Source organism: Adhaeribacter terreus (assembly GCF_042657365.1).
Taxonomy (GTDB): domain Bacteria; phylum Bacteroidota; class Bacteroidia; order Cytophagales; family Hymenobacteraceae; genus Adhaeribacter_A; species Adhaeribacter_A terreus.
Genome location: NZ_JBHSKT010000003.1, coordinates 84,783 through 109,009, shown reverse-complemented (window position 1 = coordinate 109,009; position 24,227 = coordinate 84,783). Strand labels below are relative to the sequence as shown.

Sequence of the window (24,227 nt, the reverse complement as noted above, 5' to 3'; positions counted from 1 at the left end):
GCTTTAACTCTCACAACAATATGCAGTTCCGGTTCTTAATTTTTACACTGTTTTGCCTACCGTTTTTTATTACTCCGGCTTCGGCCCAGCAAACCTTTAAGCTCAAAAACGGCGACCTTCTCTTTCAGGACCTGGATTGCGGCGACATGTGCGAGGCCATTGAAAGCGTAACGACGGGCTATAAAAATTCCGATTTTTCGCATGTAGGCATTGTAAAGATTCAGCCCAACGGCGACGTGCTGGTACTGGAAGCCATTGGGTCGGATGTACATTATACGCCACTCGAAAAATTTCTGAACCGCCAGCTAGATGCCCATAAAAAACCTAAAGTAGCCGTAGGCCGCCTTCGGAAACCTTATCAGAAATTGATTCCGAAGGCTTTAAATGAAGGCGAAAAACTGCTGAAAAAGCCTTACGACGATGTTTTTGCGCTGAACAACGATGCGTATTACTGTTCAGAACTGGTGTACGAAATTTTCAAAGCCGCCAATAACCAACTTGAAATTTTCCCGCTTTTCCCCATGACCTACGCCACGCCAGGCTCTGACCAAATCATGCCGCTCTGGGTAGAATATTTTCAGCAACTGAATGCCCGCGTACCGCAGAACGATCCCGGATTAAACCCCGGCGGCATTTCGTGCTCTAAGAAACTGAAAATGTATTTCCCTTACGGGCAGCCGGCTAAAAGAAAAAAAAGTGCTTAAATTCTATTTTTTGCGGGTTTTGGCATAATTTTTTATACCATTTTTTTTACGGGTGAAATCATTTTCAGGTCTGCACTGTTTAACCCGAACGCACCTGATCACTTTTTGAAATATGAAACTGAAACTTCTGCTCCTATATTCCTGCTTTCACTTTTTAACGTTTATGGTAAATGCGCAGCAATTAAACTTGCCGCTTGCCAGTCCCAAAGCCGTAGTTAGCCAGACCATCGGTTTAACCGAAATTAAAGTAAATTATTACACGCCCGGCGTTAAAAACCGTGAGATCTGGGGCAAACTGGTACCCTACGGGCAGGTTTGGCGAACCGGTGCGAACGAGGCCACCATGATCAGTTTCAGCGACGACGTAATTGTGCAGGGCGAAAAACTGAAAGCCGGCACCTATTCCCTTTTTACCATTCCGGAAACACACGATAACTGGACTATCATTTTCAACAAAAAACTGAACCAGTGGGGTGCTTTCGATTATAAAACCGAAGACGACGTTTTACGCGTTCCGGTACAAGCCATTCCGGATGATTTTCACGAAACGCTTTTCTTTTCTTTTACCGACATCAAATCAAATTCCGGCGAACTGAATATTAACTGGGAAAAGATCCGGATCCCGATCCATATTGAAGTGGAAGTTGACCAGAAAGCGCTGGCCAATATTAAAGCAGCCTTGGCTGAAGCCAAACCGAACGACTGGCGGTTATATGCCCAAGCGGTAAGCTACCTGTTGCAGAAAAACAAAGAACCGGAACTGGCTTTAGAATGGATAAACAAATCGATTTCCATTGACGATAACTATTACAATAACTGGCTGAAAGCGCAATTACTCGCCCAGCACAACGAATATCAGGAAGCGGTAAACCTGGTTAAAAAAGCCATTAAACTCGGTGAGAAAGAAGAATCTTTCAAGCAGTTCGAACCCGACCTGGAACTTGCCTTAAAAGACTGGCGGATTCGGATGAACTGATTTAAATGGTTTAATGGTAAATGGTTAGTTTAGATTAAAGTATTGTTTTGATTGAAATAAGGCAGTTATAATTCACTACTCAATTTAATTTAAAGCATAAAAAAAACGCTATACTTTTTAGCTCAAAAAGTATAGCGTTTTTTTTATTGAACAAATTCAACAATTTAACCCTTAAACCATTTAATTAAAACCGCGCAATAAAACGCAGGTTCACAGTCCGGGCGGAAAGATAATTGGGCACGGCATAATTCACGCCATTAATGTCTTCTACAAAGCTATAGCCTACTAAATTATTGGCTGCCACCAGGTTAAGAATTTCCAGGCTTATCCAGAGGCTTTCGAACGGGCTGTTTTGCGCGGAAGCATCGCGTAAAGTAATCAGCTTCGAGAAACCAACATCCGGACGGACATATGCTCTACCACGCAGCACACCTCTGCCTCCCGGATTTCCCGGATAACTAAAGGCCAGACCACTACCAAAAAGCATATTCAGGTACATTTTTATAGTGGGGTTGTTTGGTAAATGATCCTGGAAGAAAACGCCCAAGGTAATCCTCTGATCATTCGGGCGACGTATGTAACCAATATCCTCCTGCCCGATCACATTTCCTTCCGCATCCAGAATATTCCGTTTATCGCCTTCAATGTCTTCTTTAGTAGTAAGCACTCCTAAACTGAACCAAGATTCCGCACCTTTAATGAACTCTCCATTCACGCGCACATCGAAACCGGCGGCGTATGCTTTGGCATTATTGAGAGCATAATAACGCAGGCGCACATTTTCAACATCGTAAGGCACAACGTTGGTTAAATGCTTGTAATAAGCTTCGGCAGTAAGTTTAAAATCGCGGTTCCATTTCTTAAAACGGTATTCGGTACCGGCAATAAAGTGGGCTGAACGTTGCGCTTTTAAATTCCGGTTCAGTTCGCCCTGCGCATTGCGTAGCTCCCGGTAAAATGGTGGCTGGTAATACAAACCGGCGGCCAGTTTATAAGAAATATCAGGATTTCGGGCCGGCGTAAAGGCATATTGTACGCGCGGCGTAATGGTGAATTCCTTGTTGAAATTCCAGTAACTAGCTCGTAAACCATAAGTAAGCGTTTTAAGCGAATCGAGTTCAATGGTATGTTGCGCGTAAGCCTGGTAGCGGTAAGTTTCCAGCCCGATATTCGTTTTCAGTAAACTCCGGTTCACGGCATAATCGGTAGAGTCAATAAAGTTATACTCCGAAAGATTATCGTCTATTTGCTCGCGGCTCGCTTTCATACCCCACTGTAAAGTATTATAAGCATTGGCCCGATAGGTATTCCGGTTTTCCAGCGAAGCAATTACGGCCCGCAAAGTATTCCGGGCGTGATCGTAGCGGCTGCCTACATCGCGGGAACGAACGCATTCGTTAAAACCAGGTGAAGAAGGATCGGTGTTCACATCGCAAAAACGGTAAAAAGCTTCGGTATCGCGGAATTCCCGTTCGTCAGATCTTACCCCAGAAAGAATGAGTTCGGATGTAAGCCAGTCGGTAAAACGATGCGTTAAATTCAGGCCGGCCTGGTACGTTTCGTATTGCATTTGCTCGCGGCCTTCGTATTCCACCTGCAAACGTACTACACGGTTTACGGTGCCAAAACTAGTGGTAGAAGAAGTGGGGCTTAACTCGTAACGATTACGGGCGAAAGCGGTTAAAATTCCTAAACTTGTGCGGGCCGGTTTTTGGGGTGTTAAAACGCTATCTTTTGTGAAGTTAAAAGTCACGTAGCTCTGAAAATCTGAAAAAACAGGTTTATAATCACCGTTCACTTCCAGGCTATGAAACAGATAGCGGGCATCTTTATGGCGCGCTCCGAACAAATAACTGATCTTTTTATTCTTGGAAGCAGCTTCCAGATGCGCCGCACCGCCGGTTAAGCCACCGGTTACGGAGCCGGCAAATTTGGTAGGTTGTTTGTATTTGATATTCAGTACCGAAGAAAGCTTATCGCCGTACTTAGGTTGCCAGCCGCCGGAAGAAAATTCCACGTTGCCCGCCATTTCCGGATTTACAAAACTCAAACCTTCCTGCTGCCCGCTGGTAACTAAAAACGGCCGGTAAATTTCGATTCCGTTTACGTAGATCAGGTTCTCGTCGTAGTTTCCACCGCGCACCGAATAGGTAGAAGAAAGCTCATTATTGCTAACCACGCCAGGCAAAGCCACCAGTATCTTATTAAAATCGCCGAAAGCCGAAGGCAAGGTACTGGAAAGGCGCGGATCAAGCTTCATGATGCTTACTTCCTCGCGGGTGTCGTTTTCACTGCGGCCCCGCACCACCACTTTGTTCAGCATTTTAACGTCCGGCTGCATACTAACCGAAATGTTGCGGGTTTCGCCGGGCTGCAGTTTGAGCTTCAATTCCTGGGTTTTGAAACCTACATACTGCATTACAACGGTAAAACTTTCGCCGGCCGGAACAGATAACTGGAACTGCCCCTGGGCGTTGGTTTGGGTGCCGGAAGTTGTACCTTTTAAAGCAATGGCAGCCAATTCGAGCGGTGCGCCTTCTGCCGTTTTAACGGTACCGGTTAAGGTTGCCTGCTGCGCCCAGGCCATTTGATTCAATAATAAAAAAAGTAAAATGGCCAGGGTATTTCTCAGCATGCAGCAAACGTAAATTCTAATACGCGATATTTTTCAGGTCGGCAATGGTTTTTTCAGGATCGGCAGCAGTGAATACAAAAGAACCGGCTACTAATACATCGGCGCCGCTTTTCATCAGCTTCGGTGCATTTTCCTGGTTTACGCCGCCATCAATTTCTATCAGAGCAGAAGAACCTTGAGCAACGATCATCGTCTTCAGTTTTTCGATCTTGGCATACGTATTCTCAATGAATTTCTGACCGCCAAAACCCGGGTTCACGCTCATTAAGCACACCAGGTCAATATCGGCAATAATATCTTCCAGCACGCTAACCGGTGTATGCGGATTTAAGGCAACACCCGCTTTGGCGCCCGTAAGTTTAATCTGCTGAATTACGCGGTGCAAATGCGGACAGGCTTCGTAATGTACGGTAATAATATCGGCGCCGGCTTTGCGGAAATCTTCGATGTAAAGCTGCGGCTCCACGATCATTAAATGAACATCGAGCGGCTTTTGCGCATGTTTTTTAATGGCAGCTTGTACCGGTAAACCAAAAGAAATGTTCGGCACAAAACGGCCGTCCATAATGTCGATGTGGAACCAGTCGGCCTGGCTGCGGTTCAGCATTTCGGCTTCTGACTGCAGGTTGGCAAAATCGGAAGCCAAAACCGAGGGAGCAATAATTGGGGGCATAATATTGTTGTTAAAAACGCTATGAATTTCAGCGGTAAAAGTACGGATTTATTAAAATTACGGCAATTTCACGAACCGAAGGGTTTCTACATTTTCAGCCCAAGCTACCTGCACAATATACAAGCCGGAAACTACCGCAGAACTTAGTTTAAATTCCATTGGCTGGCCAAGTTCCCGTTGCAATAAAACCTGATCTACCAGGCGTCCGGTCCGGTCATAGATTTTTATATCTACCGGTCCGGCATAAGCCATTTCAGCAAATCCTAAATGAAGGACATTGGTATTGGTGGGGTTTGGATAAAGCGTTAAGGTATTTACCAGGCCGAAATCCTTCGAAACCAATTCCTGCGCTTTCATAAAATTCGGAATTCCATAACCCAAATTATTATCCGGATTATTGGCTTGGGTTGCCGAACGCTGCAGATACTCAATAACCTGCATGTTGGTGAGTTGCGGATTGGCCTGCCAGAAACCGGTTGCCAGACCAGCCAGGATCGGACCGGAGAAAGAAGTTCCGTTACTTTTACCCACTTCACCGAAGGAATTGACTACCGCGGCCTGCACGCCCATCGCTGCCAGATTTGGCTTTATTCTGTTATCAGAAGTTGGTCCAAAAGAACTGAAGCTGGCTTTATTGGTCTGGGCATCCACAGCACCAACGGTTAAAACAGAATCGCCATCGGCAGGGGCAATAATGTAACGCCAAGTTTTATCACCTTCATTTCCCGCAGAATTTACCACTAGCATCCCAGTACTTGCAGCAATATCAGCAGCTTTGGTTACAATGGTAGTATTGCCATCCATATCGGCATAAGTATGTTCTAATGAGGGATTGTCGAATTTGTTACTGTAACCTAAAGAAGAATTGATCACATCTACCCCGGCACTGTCGGCATATTCGGCGGCAATGAGCCAATAAGCTTCTTCTATCGGATTTTCGCCGTCATCATCTTCGGTTACAAACAAATAAATGTTGGCTTTATAAGCCGTGCCAATAAATTTACCGGGTTGATAAGCCGCAATATTAGAAAGCGTGTTGGTGCCGTGTCCGCCGCGCGAATAAACGTTTTTATTATTGGCAACAAAATTATAAGCGCCTTTTACCTGGTTATTCTGGTACAAATGCGCAAACGGGATGGTACGGTCCACACCCGGAAAACCGTTATCGAAAACTGCCACCGTCATGCCTTCTCCGTGAAAACCGGCATCGTGCATTTGCGTGGCACCAATCATTTCAGCCTGAAGATACGATTCACCATATTGGGCCGGATCGGCGGTTTTACGCGCGTTCAACGCGCTCGAACCCGAGATCAGAACTTCTATCTGCTCCGGATCATCGCCCTTTTTTCCAGGTATTTCCCGGTTTAAAGTCTGGCCGTTTTTTACAAATGGAAGAGCTAAAACCTGCATCAGTTTAGCAGAATCGCAAACAATAACAGCGCCATTCAGCCATTTACTTTTGTAACGCACTTCCACACCCAACGCTTTCAACCCAGTTACATAACTTGGGTTTACAGGCAGGTCGCGCTGGTTTAGCGTAATCTTTTGCTTTTGCCGGCGTTTCAGGGCAGCCGGAGAAAGAAATTGTTCCGGTTTGGAAAGGCTGTAAGGCGAATTGGCTTTGTCTTTGAAATAAACGAAATGCTTATCAGAATTCTGAGCCAGAGCCGGATGCAGCGAAATAAAAAAAAACGGTATGAAAAAAGCAGCAAAAAGTCTGTTCATAATTATTCCGTTTTCCCGTAAGATTCCAGCGTTTCGGTGCGGCGGTAACCAAATAAAATATATTCCACGCCCACATCGCAAAGCTGGTTGTCGTTGCAATATTGCAGCACTTCGTAATCTTTGTAGATCATACCCACGTTTTCGGCATAAACTTCGGTGCGCACATCTTTATTAATTACCGAAACGAAATCGTTTACCAGTACAGTAGCCGTATTCGGGAAATTCTGCCCGTTCACTGCGTAAGGCTGATTCACGTTCACATATTTCGCATTACCGGGTTCCAGCGTATTGAAAACGTTCGGGTTCCAGGTTTTATTTTCAGTAACCGGAAATACCATTTTCACCAGGCTGAGGTTATCGGCGGTGCGGCGCACCTGGCTGCTGGAAATTGAAACCGTGATCACAGAATCATCGCGCCACGGGTCTTCCGGTTTCATTCTTTTGGAACGGATAAGTTTAAAAGTCGGTTCGCCGGCCAGGTTGGTAAAGAGCGTATCTACCCGTTCCCGCAATTGAAAACTGGTGGAATCGCTGATCGTATCCTGGGCAAAACGCACGTGCGTAACGTTATAAATCCGGTAATCGCCGATGCTGAGCGGATAGAAAGCTTTGCCCGTAACCGAGTCGTTAATTTCTTCCGTTTCGGTGCAACCGTAAAACAAACCCGCAAACAGCACCAGCAAATACCCGACTTTTTTCATAAAATTAGATAGCGTTTTTTCTTATTGAATGTGGTAACTCGTCTCGATCCAGCCGCCGCCGATTACGTCGTTGCCTTCGTAAAATACGGCTGCCTGGCCCGGCGCAATAGCATGCACGCCGCTCAGGAAATGCACTTTCATTTTATCGCCGAACTGTTCGATAATGGCTTCGGTTCCGGAATCGTTGTAGCGTACTTTGGTAACGGTGGCGGTTGGCTTATCGTGTAAGTTCGCGTATTTTACCATGTTCAGTTTGCCGATGGTGGTCCCGTTTTTCGCCAGATCGTCGTAGTTGCCCAATATTACGCGATTTGTTTCCTTTTCGATGCGCGTAACGAATGCCGGGAAGCCCAACGCAATGCCTAAACCTTTCCGTTGACCAACGGTGTAGAACGGATAACCTTCGTGTTTGCCCACTACTCTACCGTCTTCCATCACAAATTCGCCGCCTGCAACCTGCTCCGCCAATTCCGGAACTCTGCGTTTCAGGAAACCACGGTAATCGTTGTCCGGAATAAAGCAGATCTCGTAGCTTTCCGGTTTCTGCACGAGTTCGTGGAAACCACGTTCCAAGGCAAATGCGCGAATTTCAGATTTATGTAAATTACCTAACGGGAAAATTGTGCGCGCCAGACTTTCCTGCGAAATTCCCCATAAAGCATAAGATTGATCTTTGTTTTCATCTAAACCTTTGGAAATCACGTAACGGCCGTTCTCTTCACGCACGTTAGCATAATGACCGGTGGCAATAAAATCGCAGCCTAGTTTATCGGCGCGGCGCAGCAAAGAATCCCATTTAATGTGCGTATTGCACAAAACGCAAGGGTTTGGTGTGCGGCCGGCCAAATATTCATCGGTAAAATGATTTATTACATAATCGCCGAATTCTTCGCGGATGTCGATGATGTAATGCGGAAAACCGAGTTGCACGGCAATATTCCGCGCATCGTTTATAGAATCTAAACTGCAGCAGCCGGTTTCTTTTTTGCTGCCTCCTGAAGATGCGTAATCCCAGGTTTTCATGGTCATGCCCACAACTTCGTAACCTTGCTCGTGCAACATTACGGCTGCCACGGAGCTGTCTATGCCGCCGCTCATGGCTACTAATACTCTTCCTTTGGTACTCATTTAATCGAAATAAGGGTTGAAAGCCCTCTTTAAAATGGTTAAGCTACAAAGATACAACAAAGCCCTTTCAATATAGCAATTTTGCAGAGTTGCTCTTCGTAATTAAGTAAACGAATTTCCGACAGATTAATTTCCAATTCGGGCATCTTTCCGGTAAAACGATATACTTTTGAGAGAAAAAAGTGGCGGAAGCCGAAAAAAGCTACTTACTTTGAGCATTATTTCAGCAACCCGAAAAACCGTAGCGTTATGGCTTTAAAAACTACCGTGCTCGTAAATAGCGTCAACAATTTAAGCGATGCCCGTTATTGTGCCGGCATGGGCGCCGATATGATGGGATTTCCCCTCGATTCCGCCGTTTCAGGCCATATTACCGAAGATGCGTTCAAGGAGATTACGGGTTGGATTTCCGGAATTCAGCTGGTGGGCGAATTTGATGAAGCAGATGCTACTGAAATAAACGAAAAAGCCTTCAACCTGAACCTCGATTACATTCAGCTGAACAAAACTTACCTGATAAACGAAATTCAGAAAATCGAAAAACCGGTAATCCAGAAAGTTTTTATCAATAAAGATACCATCGAAACGGAGTTACTGGAAATGCTCGATCTGTATCACGCCGATGTAGATTGCTTCCTGGTTTACTCCAACGATTTCACTACGATTGATGACACCAATTGCCGCTTATTAAGCGACGTAGCAAAACTTAACAAAGTGATAATCGGTTTTGGCGTAGAAAAAAACAACCTGAATTACATTCTGGAAAATATAAACCCGTATGGCATCGGCATGCAGGGCTCCGACGAAATCCGTCCCGGCCTGAAAACCTTTGACGAACTGGAAGAAATTTTCGAAGCGCTGGAAGAGTAGAAATTTGTAGAGATGCAATACTTTGCGTCTTACTAAATTCGAAAAAAATTACATTTTATAAACAGAGAAACTCTTGTGAAAAAGACGCAAAGTATTGCGTCTCTACAAAAACCTGGCTTTGTTGGCGTTTTTTGCCGATACCATATTTTCAGGTTTTTAGGTCTAAAAACCTACCGTTTTTCATCTAATTCCCTTGCCATTTTCTTGGCAAGGATGCTGGCAACTACCATTTGCAGCGTGTGGTAAAGCATAACGGGCAGCAGTATAATACCGGTATTTACGGAATTCACGAAAAGCACCTTCGCCATTACCGTTCCGTGCACCAGCGATTTTTTAGAGCCGCAGAACATGGCCGTAATTTTGTCTTCGCGGTTAAAATGCAGCGCTTTGGAAATGAGGTTTACAATAAAAAGTACCAGTACGAAAAAACCTATTAATCCTAAACTCAGCAAAATTACGTCCCAGATCTTAAAGCCGGCAAACATGTTTCGGGAAAACGATTCGCTGAAAGAGGTATAAACGATCATAAGGATAATGGTCTGGTCGAAATAGCGCATTTGCTTGCGGTACTTTTCAGCAATCTTCCCTAATTTACGATGCAGCAAAATTCCCAGAAAAACCGGAATAATTACCTGGATGATTAGCTTGATAAAAACCTGGCTCAGATCAAAACTTTCCGAAGCCGAATTCAGGAATAAACCCATCCAAACCGGCGTAATAAAAACTCCGATCATACTGCTGATACTTGCATTAAAAATGGCTGCCGGAATATTCCCGCCCGCAATCGAAACCATAACTACCGCCGAAGAAACCGTAGATGGCAGCGTTGCCTGAAAGAAAATACCCAGCCATAGCACTTCAGAATCAGGCGTTTCGAACAGCGTTTTACCGAGTAAAGCCAGCAACGGAAAAAGCAAAAAAGTAGTGAAATGAATGAGCAAATGCAGTTTCCAGTTACTTAATCCGGCTTTAAGCTTTTCGGGCTCCTGCCGCAGGCCGTAGAAAAAGAAAATGAACGAAACGCCGTAATTAGCCAGTTCCGCCAGTGAAAAAGGTCCTTCCTGAATGCCCGGTTCCGGCCAGAAATTTGCCAGAATAATTACGCAGGCCAGGATCAGAATGAACGGATCGAGCCCGGCACGCCCAGCCAGCTTCAGCGTTTTCTGAAAAAACGTGATCTGCTTATCAACCGGATCGGGATCAATTCGGGGATTGGAATTTTGCATCAGTGTGTTTCAATTTAAAAGCACTTACCGTTTTCCGAGTTTTTCGGTTAAAAACGGTACCGTTTTGAAAGCAAAAAGTCCAGCCTAAACCGGACCTTATTTTTAATGATTAATTATGAATAATTAATGGATAATCAGCAAAGCATTATCAATCATTAATCATTATTCATTAGTAATTAATCATTCATAAATTATTTCACCACTTCAAACTGCAGGTATTTAATCGGAATGCCTTCGCCCAAAAACTTGCGTTCGTAAGTTGTTTGAATTCCCAAAGTATGATCCTGCAAATCAGAATTATACAGATCGTGTGTGAATATCAGGTTATTTTCGTTATTCTTTTGCAGAATTTCCAGCGTATAATCGAACAATTCCAGGTTATCGGTTTTGAAATGAATGATGCCACCTGGTTTCACCATTTGTTTGTACATATTCATGAAGCGCGGCGAAGTTAAGCGTTTCTTTTCTTCCCCCAAACGCGGGCGCGGATCAGGGAAAGTAACCCAAAGTTCACTAACTTCATTATCGGCAAAATGGTCGGTAATTTCTTCAATGAACGTGCGCAGAAAACCAACGTTCGTCAGTTCCATTTCTTCCGCTAGCGAACTGCCTTTCCAAAGCCTTGCGCCTTTAATATCTACGCCAATAAAATTCTTATCCGGAAAAAGCTGCGCCATGCCAACTGTATAATCGCCTTTGCCGCAGCCAATTTCCAACACCAACTCGTGGTTATTTTCAAAAAAATCTTCGGCCCAACGACCTTTTAATTGCTTGAAATTTTCCTTACCAGGTTCTACTACGTTTTCGCGCTCGCCAATTACCTGGAATTTCTGAAGTTTACTTCTACCCATTTTATAAATCGTCCACTTCGGCTACCACAAAGGTGCTGCCGCCAATAAAAATTAATTCGTTCTCTTTTGCTGTCGCTTTAGCCGCATGCACAGCTTCCATTACGGAATTATATTTTTGTCCGGAAAGACCGGTACTTTTTGCTTGCTTAAACAGATCGTCCACCAGTAAAGCCCGCGGAATATTTGCCTGGCAGAAATAATACGTAAATTCGCTGGGCAGTAATTGCAGGATCTTCGTAATATCTTTGTCATTTACCGCGCCAAAAACGAAATGCACTTTAGGCAAATTCAGTCGTTCGATCTGAGCCAGCACTGCTTTCATACCAGCTTCATTGTGCCCCGTATCGCAGATCATGAGTGGATTTTCCTGCAGCACCTGCCAACGGCCTTTAAAACCGGTTATTTCCTCCACATATTTTAAACCTTCCCGGATATTATATTCCGAAATATCGTAGCCTTTTTTCCGAAGCTCTTCCACCGTCATGAGCACGCCCGGTAAGTTGAATTCCTGGTAACTACCCAGTAAACCCAGTTCCAGATTCGATAAAAATACCATGTCGCCTTTATACACATCAAAAATGCGCGCATCCATGTTCACGTCCGGATTTATTACGTCAAGGTGCTTATCCGCAAATACGATCGGCGCATGCATTTCCCTGGCTTTTTCCTCGAAAACTGCTACCGTTTCCGCCTGCGTCTGGCTGATAATTACCGGAACATTTTCTTTAATAATGCCCGCTTTTTCGGCTGCAATTTCCTGCAACGTTTCGCCCAAAATACTCTGATGATCGAAACTGATATTCGTAATCAGGCAAACTTCCGGGGTAATGATGTTGGTTGAATCGAGCCTTCCACCTAAACCCACTTCAATTACCGCTATATCTACTTCTTCTTCTACAAAATGCTCGAAAGCAAGCGCTACGGTCATTTCAAAAAAGGAAGGTTGAATTTTGGCGAACAGCTCTTTATGCTGCTCCACAAATTGAACCACCTTTTCCTTCGGTATCTGAAGTCCGTTTATGCGGATGCGTTCGGTAAAATCTTTGAGATGCGGGGAAGTGTAAAGCCCGGTTTTGTATCCCGAATTCTGCAAAATAGCCGCCAGCATATTGGAGCTGCTGCCTTTGCCATTCGTACCCGCCACATGCACACTTTTAAATTTGTGCTGCGGATTATCCAGCGCTTCGCAAAGCGCCAGAATATTATCGAGGCTTTTATTAAAAGCAGCATTGCCGATGCGGTGAAACATCGGCAACTGCTCATACATATATTCCAGACATTCTTCGTAAGTCATGGGGGAAGGTATTTTCAAAACCGGTGTAAAATTAAGCTTATCCGTGCAAAACGCTATGGTTTTGAGGTAAAAAAGTCGAAGGAAAATAAAAAAGCCCATCCGATGGATAGGCTTTAAATATCTCTGAAAAATTATTGGGATTTAATAATGAAGGTAACTGTTCCGGTTGCACTGGCTTCAGGCTTAAAACCTGGAGTTGAAGGTTTTAATCTGGATTTCACAACTGCATCTCTATAAAGTCTCATCAAGTTCTTTGAAACCGAACTTTCCAAAGCCTTACACGCTATAATTTTTCCTTCTTTATTAACACTTATTTCAAATATGATTTTACCACTTTCAGTACTTGTATCATTTGGTCTTGGAGGACGGTCGAATATCCATCCAGAAACATTCAAACCTCCCCTATTTGTCCCTTCAACTGTTTGTTCTAAAACGTTATATAATGAGTCTGAAGGCTGTTGATGATTCAGTATTTTCAAGTTTCCTTGTTGTTGTCCAAAGGAAAAATTGCAAGCACAAATTACCAAACCAATGCAAAGAACAATAAATTTCATGAGATAAAATTAACAAAAAGCCCGTCCGCAGACAGGCTTTTCATTTAAATTTTCTAAAAATCAAATTATCGGGCGCTGATAATAAACGTTACTGTTCCGCTGGCACCGGTACTAGCAACACCACTGGCGTTGGTCGGGCTCAATGAAGATTTAAAAACGGCATCGCGGTAAAGTTTGGTTAAAGCCGGAGAAACGTTGCTTTCCCGCACTTCGCAGCGCGTAATTGAACCGTCTTCATCAACTTTAATATCGAAAACAATACGGCCGCTTTCGTTGGAATTATCGTTTGGTTTTGGCGGACGATCGAAAGCCCAACCTGGCATGTTTAAGCTACCGCCGTTGCCGGGGCCACCTTTGCCTGGTTTACCATAAAGCGCTTTCGCATCTAACGTTCCTTCCGGATTTCCCTGGTCACCCACTTTGCCCGGACGGTCGCCGTTGTTGTTGCCGGTTGCTTCGTTGCTGCTGCCGGCTTTGCCGTTGGCACCATTTTGCGCCGTAGATTTGCCCGGATAAAGCGATTTCGGTTTTTCTACCGCTTTCACTTCTTCCTTCTTCTCTTCTACTTTATTTGGTTTTTCAACTTCCTTCACATTTACGCCGGTTTCTTCTACGCCGGTTACCACGCGATCAGGTGTTGCTTCTACAGCTTTTTGGGCTACAACCTGTTGCTGAGGTTTTACTTCCGGAGCTTCAGCTGCCGGACGACTGTCTTCTTTATTTGGCGATTCGTTGGCCGGAGCCGTAGTTTGCACGTCACCAAAACCTTCTTCCCCAATTACCCCATAATTCAGCTCAATACCGGAGCCACCTTCCAGCGGCGGGTTCGGGCCTTTGAAAACCATCAGGAGAAATATAGCCAGCAGCGCGCCGTGAAAAACCACAGTACCTATCAGGCCATAATTCCGGTAATCATTTTCTTTTGAAGCTAACATAATTTTATTGTCCCTTTTCAGCCTGTGTGGCCATTACCATTTTTACTTTCAGCTTATTGCCGATTTCAAGGATGTCCACCAGCTTTTGTACGTTCAGCGATGCATCCACTCGTAATACAACGGTTGGCTGATCAATTCCGTTCACTGCCTGCGCCAAAGCTGATTCTAAATTTTCCGGCGAAACGGGTTGTTTATCTACAAAATACTCGCCTGCGGCATTTACACTAACCGTAACCGGCTGCTTCACCATCTGCACATCAGATTTAGCATTGGGCAGCATTAGCTTGATCACGTTCGGGTTTACCATGGTAGAAACGATCAGGAAGAACAGCATCAGGAAGAACATGATGTCGTTCATGGAGCCCGTTTCTACGTGCGACGAAATTTTACGTCTGCGGCTAAAATCCATATTTTCGTTGTTCGTTGTCCGTTATTCGTCTTTCAAGATCAGCAGATCTCTTAAACAAAAACGAACGATTTAACTTTATTTTTAAAATTGAAAGTGCTAATACCAGTATTTTCTACCAATATCAGCACCTTCTTTTTCTAATTATTCAATGAGCACATCAGCACATTAAATAACTAGCACATTCATTTTAATTATCCTGCAGAAGATCGGTAAATTCTACAGCGTAATTTTCCATTTTGAAAACCACACGTTCTACCATCAGGCTTAAGTAGTGGTAGCCGATGTGCGCGATCATACCTACAATAAGGCCGGCCGCGGAAGTTACCATTTTGGTGTAAAGACCGCCGGAGATCTGTGCAATACCGAAATCGCCGGTGGCAGAAATGGCGTAGAAAATTTTAATTACCCCGATGATCGTACCTACGAAACCAAGCATAGGTGCGATACCGGCAATAATACCCAGCACGTTAATGTTCTTTTCCAGTTTGGTAATTTCGAGTTTACCAACGTTCTCGATCGAAGTTTCGATGTCTTTTAACGGATTCCCGATGCGGCGGATACCTTTTTCGATCATGCGAGCTATTGGCGTGTTGGTTTTGGCGCACAACATTTTCGCACCGTTCAGGTCGCCCTGAATAACCTGCGTTTTTACGGCCTGCATAAACGGTTCCGGATCTGGCAAAGCTTTTTTAATAGCAATGTAGCGTTCCACCATAATGTAGATCGCAATAATGCTCATCAAAAAGATCGGAGCCATAACCCAGCCGCCTTTCACGATCAGGTCGAAAACGGAAAGGCCGGAATCGGCGCCGGTTACCGGGGCCGCAGATGGAATATTCGCTGCCGTGTCGGCAGTAAGCGTGGTAATCTGTAAGAGAATCGGGTTCATGTTAATAGTTAAGTATCCAGAGAGCATTTCCGTATTTTTTGCGCAGTTCCGGGAGTTTGGCCGCAGCCGTTTCCATATTATCGAACTCGGCCACCGAAACGCGGTGCAGCTTACTCATGCCGTTTGGCAGCATCACTTCAGCTTGTTCGGCGCCTTTGGCAGCAAGTTGTTTTTTGCTGCGCTCAGCATTTTCCAGGGAACTAAAACCGCCGGAAATGATGAAATAACGGCCGGTAGCTTTTTTAATTGCAGCAGTTTCAGAATTTATTTTTGCTTCCGCTTTCGTTACTACTTTTTCAGCTGGTTTTGATACCGTTTTTACTTCTGCCTTCGCAATTGCAGCTTTTGGCTCAGCTTTAATTTCGTTTTTGGCAACTGCGGTTTTAATTTCTGCTTTTGGTTCGGCAGTTTTAGCAGCCGTTTCCATAGCGTTTTCTGCTTTCTCGTTCAGGTTTACCTGGCGGGTTGGCAACGGTTTTAAAGCAACAGGTTCCGGGGCGGCAACAGCTTCAATATTAGAAACCGTATTGTCGTAATCTGCTTCTAAGGCAGCTACCGATTCCTCTTCCGGCGTTACCGGCAAGGTTTCGAGTTGCTGAGTAAAGGCTTCCGCCACTTTTTCTTCCGAAAATGCTACCGTTTCCGGGGCTTGCGTTTGCGTTTTCTGCTGGAATAAAGCAACCGGGTTCAGTGAACTTAAATTATATTCGGAATTCAGCGATACGTAGTAAACCATGGCCACCGTTAAACCACCGGTTAACACCGTGGCTGCAACAGTACCATATTTGCGCGCAAAAGCAGATAAACCTTTTTTGCCGGCCGGAACCGGTTTCGGGGTAACTTTCTGACGAACAGCCCGCAAAGCAGCAGCTTCTTCGGCAATTACCGGACGCGCTACCAATTCTGGCAAGCCAAAACTATGGGCATAGTAATTTTCAGCTTCCAGATATTCAAACTCGAGTTTCTGCTCCGCGTTGTAACGAAAAATTCCGATGCCCTGTAATTCGAATCGTTTATTTTGCGCCAGTTCGCTTTGAATATTGCCTACAAACTGCGCCACCATTTGCTGTGCTTCCGGAGCAGAAACCCGCAGGTGCTGCGCCAGATTGCTGATCAGCAAACCATCGTTGTGTTGCAGTTTTTCGTTAAAGGCAATTTTTTTGCTCGGCGGCGTAAACGTATGTTTTACCGGGTGAATTTTTGCCGAAGCATACTGCGCGATCAAGCCTCCGAAATCGGGAATGATCACGCAATCGTGGTCGTGTAGTAAATCCTGGATCTGTTTGAGAACCATAAAAAGCTTTAGAATGTGTAAGTTATGCCGCCGATCACGTTAAAACCTTTGGTCGGGTAGTTTACGAAACGTTCGTATTTCTTGCCCAAAACGTTATTCAGCATCACAAATGTTGAAAATTTTTCCGAGATTCTATAATCTACTTTCAGGTTCAGGTCTACTATTTTATCAGATTCTAAAATTGCAGCACTGCCTAAACCGCGTTGGATCTTTCCGAAACTACTGCCAATATAGTAAAGTTCGGCGTTAAACAGAATCTTATCGTAAAGATTATAACTTCCGAAAACACTGGTTATCATGCTCGGGCGGTAAAAAGGCTGTTCCAGCAAATTCAGGCCGCTGTAATTGTTATAATCCATCTTCAAACCGAAACGAGTTTTATCGGCCCGGTTGTAAACCACTTCACCGTAAAAATTCAGCAGCGAGGTTGCTTCATCGTCGTATTGCAGCACAAACCGCGAAGAATCGAGGATGGAGTGATTAAAATAATATAGGTTTTTCAGGTTCTGGTATGAAACTTTTGCAGTAAACTGCACATTGCTGGCCAGGCTACCGGTAACGCCTCCGTAAATTTCGATCTGCTTATCGGTATTCCGTACATCCAGTCCTAAACGGGCAGGAGCCTGGATCGAATCCGGGCCTGCGAAATTAAAGCTTGAACTCAGCCATGGGTTTTCGCGGGTCAGATCATTAACCGTAACGCGTTGCAGATCTCCACCCAAACCACCAAACAGGATCAGTTTACTTTCTATGGCTTCGAAACCAACGCGCACTGCCGGGTAGAAATTCAGCTTATCGCCATTCTCAATATTATCATCCGCATAAGCCAGCATCGCTCCTACTGAAATATCGAGTTTGTCCATATCCAGCTGGTAGCTCGGGCGGATACGGAAGTACGGACGCGAAACTTTGTTTACATCGTTATAGGAAATGTAAGAAAAATCGGAAAACAGATTTACCCGCGAAGTTTTGCTTAAATAATAATCCAGGTTCAGGTTGGCAAATCCATCGAATTCCGAAGCATCGTAATCGTCGGAGAAATATTTAATGCCGCCACCTAATTTATACTGCATTTTAGCATTTGCCTCCAGCAGGTTATTCAGGTAAGCTTCTGCCCCGATCCGGTTAAAACCCTGCTCATCTAAACGAGTTTTTCCTTCCGGTACTAAATTGCGGTTATAACCATAAAAATTATAGCCGTCGCGCTCGTAATTTGCTCTGCCGCCAAGGGTAAAATTACCCATGTAGCTTTCGCCATGCGCGCCAATTTCCGTGTTGCTCACATCTGAATTCTCAACCGGACCATTGGAAGAAACGTGGCTGATATTACCGCCGAAAGCAGCTTTGTCGTCGCGTTTATTATGGAAATAACCTTTTAAATACGGTGTAGAATATTTACCAAATCCGGCTTTTACATAGTTTCCATACAGCTTCGGCAGATCTTCCTGACGGATAGTAAGTACCCGAACCGATAAGTTCACATCCTGATCGGGCAGTTTATAATCGTTGAAGCGGTAAGTAACTTTGTTCGTTTTCTTTTCCGGCGGATCGATGCGGAATTTTTCGTAGTTACGGCTGGCTTCCGGCAATTCAATTACGCGGTTTTTCTCCACCACAATTTCCGTACTTTCCAGCTTTCCATCGTTGTTCCAGCCTTTTTGTGCAAACGCCTGAAAACCTGCTATCGGCCCAAAAGCCAGCAACATGGCTATACCAGTTATTTTAAAAGTATTTTTCATCGGATCGAGTCTCCTTCCGTCGCGTTTAAATTCTGCTTGTTGTTCTTGTTGTTCTTACCTTTTGGCTCTTCGGCTGGTTTTGCGGCATTATCTAATGCGGCTAAACGGGCTTTGGCCAGATCCTGCACTTCTTTAAAAGGAGAATTCTCGATAATGGAATTAAGCGTAGCACGCGCCTGGAAATTCTCGCCCTGCGCCGCATAGTTATCAGCAATAATAATGAACGCGCGGCCTAACCAATATTCGTAGTTCGCATAGTTTTCCGTCATTTTATAAGCCGCATCGGTAGATTCTTTATAGCGTTTCTGCTTATTCAGAATTTCCGCGATCAGGTATTGGGCTTCCGCTCCGTTTTCGTCAGTTGCGGTTAAAGCTGCTTTCAGTTCGGTTAAGGCATTTTCCATATTGCCCTGCGCGTAACTTGCTTTTCCTTTATAAAGCAAAGCAGTGTTGGTAGCATTTAAGGTCGCATTACCTGTGTTCAACAGGTCGTTGGCAACTTTGCGGGTGTTCTCATAATCGGTAGCCTGGTAATAACTTTTCAGCATGCCAAGCATAGCGTTTGCCTGTTCGCGGCGGCTCGAAGAAATATCGCGCAGACGGCTGTAATATTTCAACGATTCGCTGTAGTTCTTATTTTCGAATTCCAGGTCGGCTACTTTAGCAATGGCTTTGCTCATGTACTCGGTCCGGTTTTCGGCAACCACTTCTTTCAATTTCTTCAGGGCAGTTGCTTTATCGCCGGTCCGCAGGTAAGAATCAGCCAGGAAATAACGGGCATCTACGGCTAAAACGCTGTTGCCATACGATTTCAGGTAAGCTTCAAATTTCGGAATGGCCTGCTTATAGTTCTCCTTGAAGTACATGTTTTTAGCCGATTCAAACTCAACACTTTCCAAAGCTTCGCTGGCCGGATTTGCCGTTTTGAACTTGGCCAGGTAAGCATCAAATTCATCGCTGCGGTTTTGCGAATTCAGCGCTTCCTGCAACGAATAAAGCGTGCTGTTGGCCACCTTGGAATTCGGATAACTATCGAGCACCTTTTTAAAGTCGGCAATCGCTTCGTCGTATTTCCGGAGGTTCACGTAAGCCACGCCCCGTTTCTGGATCGCGTTAGGGATCAGGGAGCTTTGCGGACGGTTATCGATCAGGTTTGTAAAACCGGAAATGGCCGGCGCATAATTTCCGTTCTCAAAATCAAGCACCGCTTTCTGATACGTAGCATCGTCGGCATAGCGTGATTTCGGGAAATTATTAACCAACGATTGCAGGTTTTTGGCAGCCTCTTCTTTTCGGCCCATTAAACCCAGCACTACACCTTTCTGAAAATACACGTAATCTTTATCCGGCGAATTGGAAGCCAGCACTTTATCGTATAGATTCAGGGCCTGCTTATAATCTTTCTCCACGTAATAAGTATCTCCCAGACGCATGGTGGCATCCATCAGGTTCGGGTTATTATCGCGTACCGAATTATCGTTGATGTACGCTTTAAAGTGCGTTTGCGCTTTATCGTATTGCTTATTGTTGTAGTACGCATACCCGATACCGTAACGCGACTTCACGTAATAATCGGTTTTGTTGGCATTGCTCGTTCTAAAAACAGCTGCGTAACTATTGGAGGCATCGTCCCACCGCTGAGCTATAGAATACGCTTCGCCTTTCAGAAAATAGCTGGCCGCGCGGATCTCAGGGTCATAATTATGTTCCAGCGATTTATCGAGCAACGCAACCGCTTCCTGGAATTTACTATCGTTGAAATAATTTACCGCCTGGTAATACGTTACGCGCTGGTACGTGGCATTGATCCGGGAAGAACGGTTATTGAGCTTCTCGATATAGCGGATCGCTTCCAGGTAATTATTCGAGTTCAGGAAAGATTCGCTCAGAATATCATCGGCCTCATCCCCCATTTTCGAGTTCGGGAATTTCTTATTGAAATCGGAAAGCGAGTTGATCACTTCCCTGAAATTGCCGGTTTCGTAATTGAGCTGCGCGTATTTTATAGATGCCGCCTCGGTTACCGGTTTATCGAATTCCTGGATGCGGGCCTGGTTAAAAGCCGTTAACGCATATTGTTTGTTGTTGTCTTTCAGGTAGCTCAAACCTAAATGGTACGCCGCATTCTGCCCCAGCGAATCTTTTTGTAAAGCAACATCCTTAAAGTTTACGATGGCCGCTTTAAAATCTTCGGTCTTGTAATTGGCATACGCGATCTTATACTGCACGCCGTTCTCTATATTTTTCCGGCCTTTGGCGTAAGCGTTAAAATATTTGGCGGCGTTCTTATAATCGTTCTTTTTAAAATAAGCGTCACCGATCAAAAGCTCAATCTCATCGGCATTTTGCGGAACCGGTTTCTGACCCAGCACTTTCTCGCCGTAAGCAATCACTTCATCCAGATTACCCTCTTTGTAAAGAATCTGGGTGAGTAAATAAGGTACTACCGTGCGGTAAGCCTCGTTTTGCTCAGCCATACGCAGGTCGGTCTTTGCACTGGCATAATCGCCATTGCGCAAAGCAATATAGCCTGCATAATAGCTTGAAGCGTAAGAATATTTGCGCGCACCCCCTTTATTGCGGTCGAACAAGGGCTTGGCTTTATCGAATTTTTTTTCGGCAAAATACGCGTAAGCCTGTTTAAATTCTGCTTCGTGTTTTTGCTCTTCATCCAGGTTCTCCTTCGGTACTTTCTCCAGGTACTCGATCACCTTGTTGTAGTTCTTTTTATCGAAATAAAATAAACCTAACTGGTAATATGCAAGGCCGGCTTTCGGGTGAGTCGGATATTTGGTGGCAAAATTCAGGATCAGTTTTTCGGCATCCGGGTGAAGCAGGTACAGACCACTTACGGCATAATAATACTGCGCATCTATGGTTTTACTGTCGTCGCCGATCAGGCTGATATATTTAGCAAAAGCCTGTTGGGCAGCGCCATATTTTTCACGGTCGAAAAGCTCCAGGCCTTCATGCATGTAGCGTTCGTCGTTGGTAAAAACCTGGTTGTGCTGCGCTTCGGCAAACGGTGCGGCGCCACCCAATAAAGCCGACGAAAGGACAATTTTCTGGTATAACTTCATATTAGAATTTTAATCTTAAACCTACACTTGGCAGAATTGGCAACTGGTCCACGCGCTGCGAAGTAACCCGGTCGAAGTAAAAAATATTTTTGCGGTTGTAAACATTCACAATATCAGCATTGATCTCTAAAACGGTAGCGTTTTTGAGCTTAAAAGTGCGTTTGGCCGAAATATCGAGCCGGTGGTAATAAGGCAGTCGTTTTGAGTTTATTTCGCCGTACAGAATACCAAGTTCACCGTTTTCGGTAGTAATATCGGTATCGATGCCGCCGTTCAGGTTGCGCTCATAAAAGCCCTGCGTTGGCGTGAACGGGAAACCGGAACCTAAATTCCAGCGGGCACTTACTTCAAAAGCTTTTTCTTCGCCAAACATGTAAGTTCCTAAAATATTGGCATTGTGGCGGCGGTCGTAGTTCGTTGGGTAAGTAGCTTTCCCGAAGGTGCGATCTACTTTGGCTAACGAATAGGCGGCCTGAAGCATTGCGTTGCTGCCTTCATATTTCACTGCAAAATCTATACCTTTTGCAAAACCGGTCTCCACCAGGTAAGGCGCATCTTCGGCAAAGATCCGGTTACTGTTTATGTTCACCAATTGGTTGAAGTCTTTCACGTAAGGCTCCACGTTTACGGTTATTCTTTGCGTAAGGTCGTATTCCAGGCCAAACATGGCGTGGCGCGACTTCTGCAACGGATTCGCAACCGCGTTACCCTCAGCATCTTTCAACGATTCCGGCGACGATAAGAAACCGGCAAACAAATTCACGACGTCGCGGTCGGAACGGGTAGATAAAAAGTTCTGGCTAAAAAAGCCACCGGCAAATTTGAAACGTAATTTTTCAGAAATATTGTATTTAAAACCCAAACGCGGCTCTGGCGAAAGCTGCGCCAACGAAGCGTAATAATGCAGGCGGAAACTTGGCTCGAGCACAAAAAGATCTTTAACCAGGCGGTATTTTACAAAACCGGCCATTTCGGTATTGTTCTGTTCTTCGTTAAGGGCTACGCCGGTTGGCGTTTCGGCTACAAAGTCCGTTTTATTACCAATTACCGAAATACCATATTTCAGCTCGTTCTGGTTAATGAAGTAAGTAAAGTCGAGGCCTAAATTGAAACCGTTTATTTTGCTGTTACGCGGCTGGCCGCTCGGTTCAGAAATGGCAATATCGTAATTCGAATAAGCAAACAAACCATGAATCATCATGGACGCCGAAGAAGGAAGTACGATAAAATCGGTACCAAAACCATAAGAATCCCAGTCAACCGCAGAGTTCTGCGCCAGGTTTACCCGGTCGTTAAAATTGAAACCGAATACGTTCATTTTGTTGCCATTCTTCGAATTAAAAGAAACTTTGCCGTAGAGATCGGTAAAATTGTAAGGCAAACCGGAAGAATCGGCGTAGCTGTACAGAGATTTGGAAGTCTGCTCCAGGTAAGAAGTCCGGCCGCTCAGAATGAAGGAAGAATTGCTCACGCCGTCTTTCGGTTTCGAGAACGGACCTTCCAGCACCAATTTAGAAGTGAACGGATTGGCCGAAAACACGCCGCCGAATTTTTTCCGGTTACCATCGCGGGTGGTTACGTCCATTACGGCTGAAGTACGGCCGCCATATTCGGCGTTAAAACCACCGGTATAAACTTCTACGTTGCGTAGAATATCGGTATCGAAAACGGAGAATAAACCAATGCTGTGAAACGGGTTGTAAATGATCATACCATCCATCAGGAATAACGTCTGGATCGGCGTACCACCCCGAATGTAAAGCTGACCGCCCTGGTCGCCGGTAGAAACTACGCCGGGAACGGTTTGCAGGTACTGAGCCAGATCGGGTTCACCGCCAATGCTTGGCAACGAGGTAATTTCGCGCGGCGTGATCTTTTCTACTGCCACGTTTACGGTCGTTTTTTTCTCGGCTTTACTGGCGCTTACCTGCACTTCCTTCAAAATCACATCACCTGCTTTCAGGTAAAGTTTCTGGGTTTTGATTTCACCGGCTTTCAGGGTAACTGGCATTTGCAGCGAATCGAAGCCTAATGCGCGCGGTACGAGCATGTAACTACCTGGCTGAATACGGGTTATTGAAAAGTAACCGTTTACATCGGTTTGAGCGCCTTGCACCAGTTTACTGCCGCTAAAAAGCAACACGTTACTGTAAATTATGGGTTCCCCGTTCTTTTCATTGTAAAGAAATCCACGGACTTCGGCAGTTTGGGCCCAGGCGGCAGGACCACTGAATAAACAAAGCAGAAAAAGCAGTCTAACGTAAACGTTTTTGGTAAGCATCACTTCAGGTTTAAAAATCAAAATTAATAAAATCTCTGAAAGCTCAGCGGTTAAATAGTCGTTTTCCTGAAATTGCCCGCTTCCGGACAACTCTGCTCCAATGTTATTTCAAATGAATAATTTCCAGCAAAAACGGTAGGGGTTCGGGCTAAAAAAGTCAGTAACAAAAACCTCACAGGTTTCAGAAACCTGTGAGGTTTGATTCGAAAAATGCTATGGTTTGGTGCTTAAAAAGTTAATAATGTAGCGTAGGGTTTAAACCC

The 24,227-nt window shown here is 44.8% G+C and carries 19 protein-coding genes; 3 read left to right on the top strand and 16 right to left on the bottom strand.

Annotation, left to right across the window (positions count from 1 at the left end):
* Window positions 1–20 precede the first annotated feature (20 nt).
* A complete protein-coding gene (locus ACFPIB_RS05805; RefSeq protein ID WP_378016487.1) occupies window positions 21–704 on the top strand; it encodes a YiiX/YebB-like N1pC/P60 family cysteine hydrolase in 684 nt (227 codons plus the stop codon).
* A 112-nt stretch (window positions 705–816) separates the two neighbouring features.
* Window positions 817–1,680 carry a DUF2911 domain-containing protein gene (locus tag ACFPIB_RS05800; protein WP_378016486.1) on the top strand — a complete coding sequence of 288 codons (864 nt, stop codon included), beginning with the start codon at window positions 817–819 and terminating at the stop codon, window positions 1,678–1,680.
* Between the two features lie 184 nt (window positions 1,681–1,864).
* Here the strand turns inward: ACFPIB_RS05800 and ACFPIB_RS05795 are convergent, their stop codons facing one another.
* The 5 genes from ACFPIB_RS05795 to mnmA are packed head-to-tail and all read right to left on the bottom strand — an operon-like array spanning window position 1,865 to window position 8,542.
* Complete coding sequence (locus ACFPIB_RS05795; protein ID WP_378016485.1) at window positions 1,865–4,315, bottom strand: TonB-dependent receptor; 2,451 nt, start codon at window positions 4,313–4,315, stop codon at window positions 1,865–1,867.
* 16 nt (window positions 4,316–4,331) lie between these two features.
* Window positions 4,332–4,988, bottom strand: a complete 657-nt coding sequence (gene rpe, locus ACFPIB_RS05790; RefSeq protein ID WP_378016484.1) for a ribulose-phosphate 3-epimerase — start codon at window positions 4,986–4,988, stop codon at window positions 4,332–4,334.
* A gap of 57 nt (window positions 4,989–5,045) precedes the next feature.
* Window positions 5,046–6,713, bottom strand: a complete 1,668-nt coding sequence (locus ACFPIB_RS05785) for a S8 family serine peptidase (RefSeq protein ID WP_378016483.1) — start codon at window positions 6,711–6,713, stop codon at window positions 5,046–5,048.
* 2 nt (window positions 6,714–6,715) lie between these two features.
* On the bottom strand, window positions 6,716–7,414 hold the full coding sequence (locus ACFPIB_RS05780; RefSeq protein WP_378016482.1) for a hypothetical protein: 699 nt from the start codon (window positions 7,412–7,414) through the stop codon (window positions 6,716–6,718).
* 21 nt (window positions 7,415–7,435) lie between these two features.
* Window positions 7,436–8,542, bottom strand: coding sequence for a tRNA 2-thiouridine(34) synthase MnmA (gene mnmA, locus ACFPIB_RS05775; RefSeq protein WP_378016481.1), 1,107 nt, complete (start codon window positions 8,540–8,542; stop codon window positions 7,436–7,438).
* A 249-nt stretch (window positions 8,543–8,791) separates the two neighbouring features.
* Here mnmA and trpF point away from each other — a divergent pair, with 249 nt between their 5' ends.
* Entirely contained in the window at window positions 8,792–9,412 is a 621-nt protein-coding gene (trpF, locus tag ACFPIB_RS05770; RefSeq protein ID WP_378016480.1) for a phosphoribosylanthranilate isomerase, read from the top strand.
* Between the two features lie 170 nt (window positions 9,413–9,582).
* On the opposite strand, the gene ACFPIB_RS05765 is transcribed toward trpF, so the two are convergent.
* From ACFPIB_RS05765 to ACFPIB_RS05715, 11 genes are all read right to left on the bottom strand, one after another.
* Window positions 9,583–10,638 (bottom strand): bile acid:sodium symporter family protein, encoded by a 1,056-nt coding sequence (locus ACFPIB_RS05765; protein ID WP_378016479.1) that lies wholly within the window; start codon window positions 10,636–10,638, stop codon window positions 9,583–9,585.
* 191 nt (window positions 10,639–10,829) lie between these two features.
* A complete protein-coding gene (trmB, locus tag ACFPIB_RS05760) occupies window positions 10,830–11,489 on the bottom strand; it encodes a tRNA (guanosine(46)-N7)-methyltransferase TrmB (protein ID WP_378016478.1) in 660 nt (219 codons plus the stop codon).
* Window position 11,490: 1 nt separating this feature from the next.
* Window positions 11,491–12,801: a bifunctional folylpolyglutamate synthase/dihydrofolate synthase gene (locus ACFPIB_RS05755; protein WP_378016477.1), complete on the bottom strand. Its 1,311-nt coding sequence runs from the start codon at window positions 12,799–12,801 to the stop codon at window positions 11,491–11,493.
* A 113-nt stretch (window positions 12,802–12,914) separates the two neighbouring features.
* Complete coding sequence (locus ACFPIB_RS05750; RefSeq protein ID WP_378016476.1) at window positions 12,915–13,337, bottom strand: energy transducer TonB; 423 nt, start codon at window positions 13,335–13,337, stop codon at window positions 12,915–12,917.
* 65 nt (window positions 13,338–13,402) lie between these two features.
* Window positions 13,403–14,272, bottom strand: coding sequence for a hypothetical protein (locus tag ACFPIB_RS05745; protein WP_378016475.1), 870 nt, complete (start codon window positions 14,270–14,272; stop codon window positions 13,403–13,405).
* Between the two features lie 4 nt (window positions 14,273–14,276).
* Window positions 14,277–14,681, bottom strand: coding sequence for an ExbD/TolR family protein (locus tag ACFPIB_RS05740; RefSeq protein WP_200505633.1), 405 nt, complete (start codon window positions 14,679–14,681; stop codon window positions 14,277–14,279).
* A 187-nt stretch (window positions 14,682–14,868) separates the two neighbouring features.
* A complete protein-coding gene (locus ACFPIB_RS05735) occupies window positions 14,869–15,570 on the bottom strand; it encodes a MotA/TolQ/ExbB proton channel family protein (protein ID WP_378016474.1) in 702 nt (233 codons plus the stop codon).
* Window position 15,571: 1 nt separating this feature from the next.
* Window positions 15,572–16,864, bottom strand: coding sequence for an HU domain-containing protein (locus tag ACFPIB_RS05730; protein ID WP_378016473.1), 1,293 nt, complete (start codon window positions 16,862–16,864; stop codon window positions 15,572–15,574).
* An 8-nt stretch (window positions 16,865–16,872) separates the two neighbouring features.
* Window positions 16,873–18,603 (bottom strand): TonB-dependent receptor, encoded by a 1,731-nt coding sequence (locus ACFPIB_RS05725; RefSeq protein ID WP_378016472.1) that lies wholly within the window; start codon window positions 18,601–18,603, stop codon window positions 16,873–16,875.
* The gene (locus ACFPIB_RS05720; RefSeq protein ID WP_378016471.1) at window positions 18,600–21,683 is read right to left on the bottom strand and encodes a tetratricopeptide repeat protein; all 3,084 of its coding nucleotides are present in this window, start codon (window positions 21,681–21,683) and stop codon (window positions 18,600–18,602) included. Before ACFPIB_RS05720 ends, ACFPIB_RS05725 begins: the two co-directional genes overlap by 4 nt.
* A gap of 1 nt (window position 21,684) precedes the next feature.
* On the bottom strand, window positions 21,685–23,964 hold the full coding sequence (locus ACFPIB_RS05715; protein ID WP_378016470.1) for a TonB-dependent receptor: 2,280 nt from the start codon (window positions 23,962–23,964) through the stop codon (window positions 21,685–21,687).
* Window positions 23,965–24,227: the final 263 nt, after the last annotated feature.

Excerpts from the sequence above, each read along its gene's own strand:
- ACFPIB_RS05745 (WP_378016475.1), bottom strand. The coding sequence starts at position 14,272 with ATGTTAGCTTCAAAAGAAAATGATTACCGGAATTATGGCCTGATAGGT.
- rpe (WP_378016484.1), bottom strand. The coding sequence starts at position 4,988 with ATGCCCCCAATTATTGCTCCCTCGGTTTTGGCTTCCGATTTTGCCAAC.
- trpF (WP_378016480.1), top strand. The coding sequence starts at position 8,792 with ATGGCTTTAAAAACTACCGTGCTCGTAAATAGCGTCAACAATTTAAGC.
- ACFPIB_RS05795 (WP_378016485.1), bottom strand. The coding sequence starts at position 4,315 with ATGCTGAGAAATACCCTGGCCATTTTACTTTTTTTATTATTGAATCAA.
- ACFPIB_RS05725 (WP_378016472.1), bottom strand. The coding sequence starts at position 18,603 with ATGAAAAATACTTTTAAAATAACTGGTATAGCCATGTTGCTGGCTTTT.
- ACFPIB_RS05750 (WP_378016476.1), bottom strand. The coding sequence starts at position 13,337 with ATGAAATTTATTGTTCTTTGCATTGGTTTGGTAATTTGTGCTTGCAAT.
- ACFPIB_RS05740 (WP_200505633.1), bottom strand. The coding sequence starts at position 14,681 with ATGGATTTTAGCCGCAGACGTAAAATTTCGTCGCACGTAGAAACGGGC.
- ACFPIB_RS05805 (WP_378016487.1), top strand. The coding sequence starts at position 21 with ATGCAGTTCCGGTTCTTAATTTTTACACTGTTTTGCCTACCGTTTTTT.
- ACFPIB_RS05780 (WP_378016482.1), bottom strand. The coding sequence starts at position 7,414 with ATGAAAAAAGTCGGGTATTTGCTGGTGCTGTTTGCGGGTTTGTTTTAC.
- ACFPIB_RS05785 (WP_378016483.1), bottom strand. The coding sequence starts at position 6,713 with ATGAACAGACTTTTTGCTGCTTTTTTCATACCGTTTTTTTTTATTTCG.
- mnmA (WP_378016481.1), bottom strand. The coding sequence starts at position 8,542 with ATGAGTACCAAAGGAAGAGTATTAGTAGCCATGAGCGGCGGCATAGAC.
- ACFPIB_RS05735 (WP_378016474.1), bottom strand. The coding sequence starts at position 15,570 with ATGAACCCGATTCTCTTACAGATTACCACGCTTACTGCCGACACGGCA.
- ACFPIB_RS05800 (WP_378016486.1), top strand. The coding sequence starts at position 817 with ATGAAACTGAAACTTCTGCTCCTATATTCCTGCTTTCACTTTTTAACG.
- ACFPIB_RS05730 (WP_378016473.1), bottom strand. The coding sequence starts at position 16,864 with ATGGTTCTCAAACAGATCCAGGATTTACTACACGACCACGATTGCGTG.
- ACFPIB_RS05715 (WP_378016470.1), bottom strand. The coding sequence starts at position 23,964 with ATGCTTACCAAAAACGTTTACGTTAGACTGCTTTTTCTGCTTTGTTTA.
- trmB (WP_378016478.1), bottom strand. The coding sequence starts at position 11,489 with ATGGGTAGAAGTAAACTTCAGAAATTCCAGGTAATTGGCGAGCGCGAA.
- ACFPIB_RS05765 (WP_378016479.1), bottom strand. The coding sequence starts at position 10,638 with ATGCAAAATTCCAATCCCCGAATTGATCCCGATCCGGTTGATAAGCAG.
- ACFPIB_RS05720 (WP_378016471.1), bottom strand. The coding sequence starts at position 21,683 with ATGAAGTTATACCAGAAAATTGTCCTTTCGTCGGCTTTATTGGGTGGC.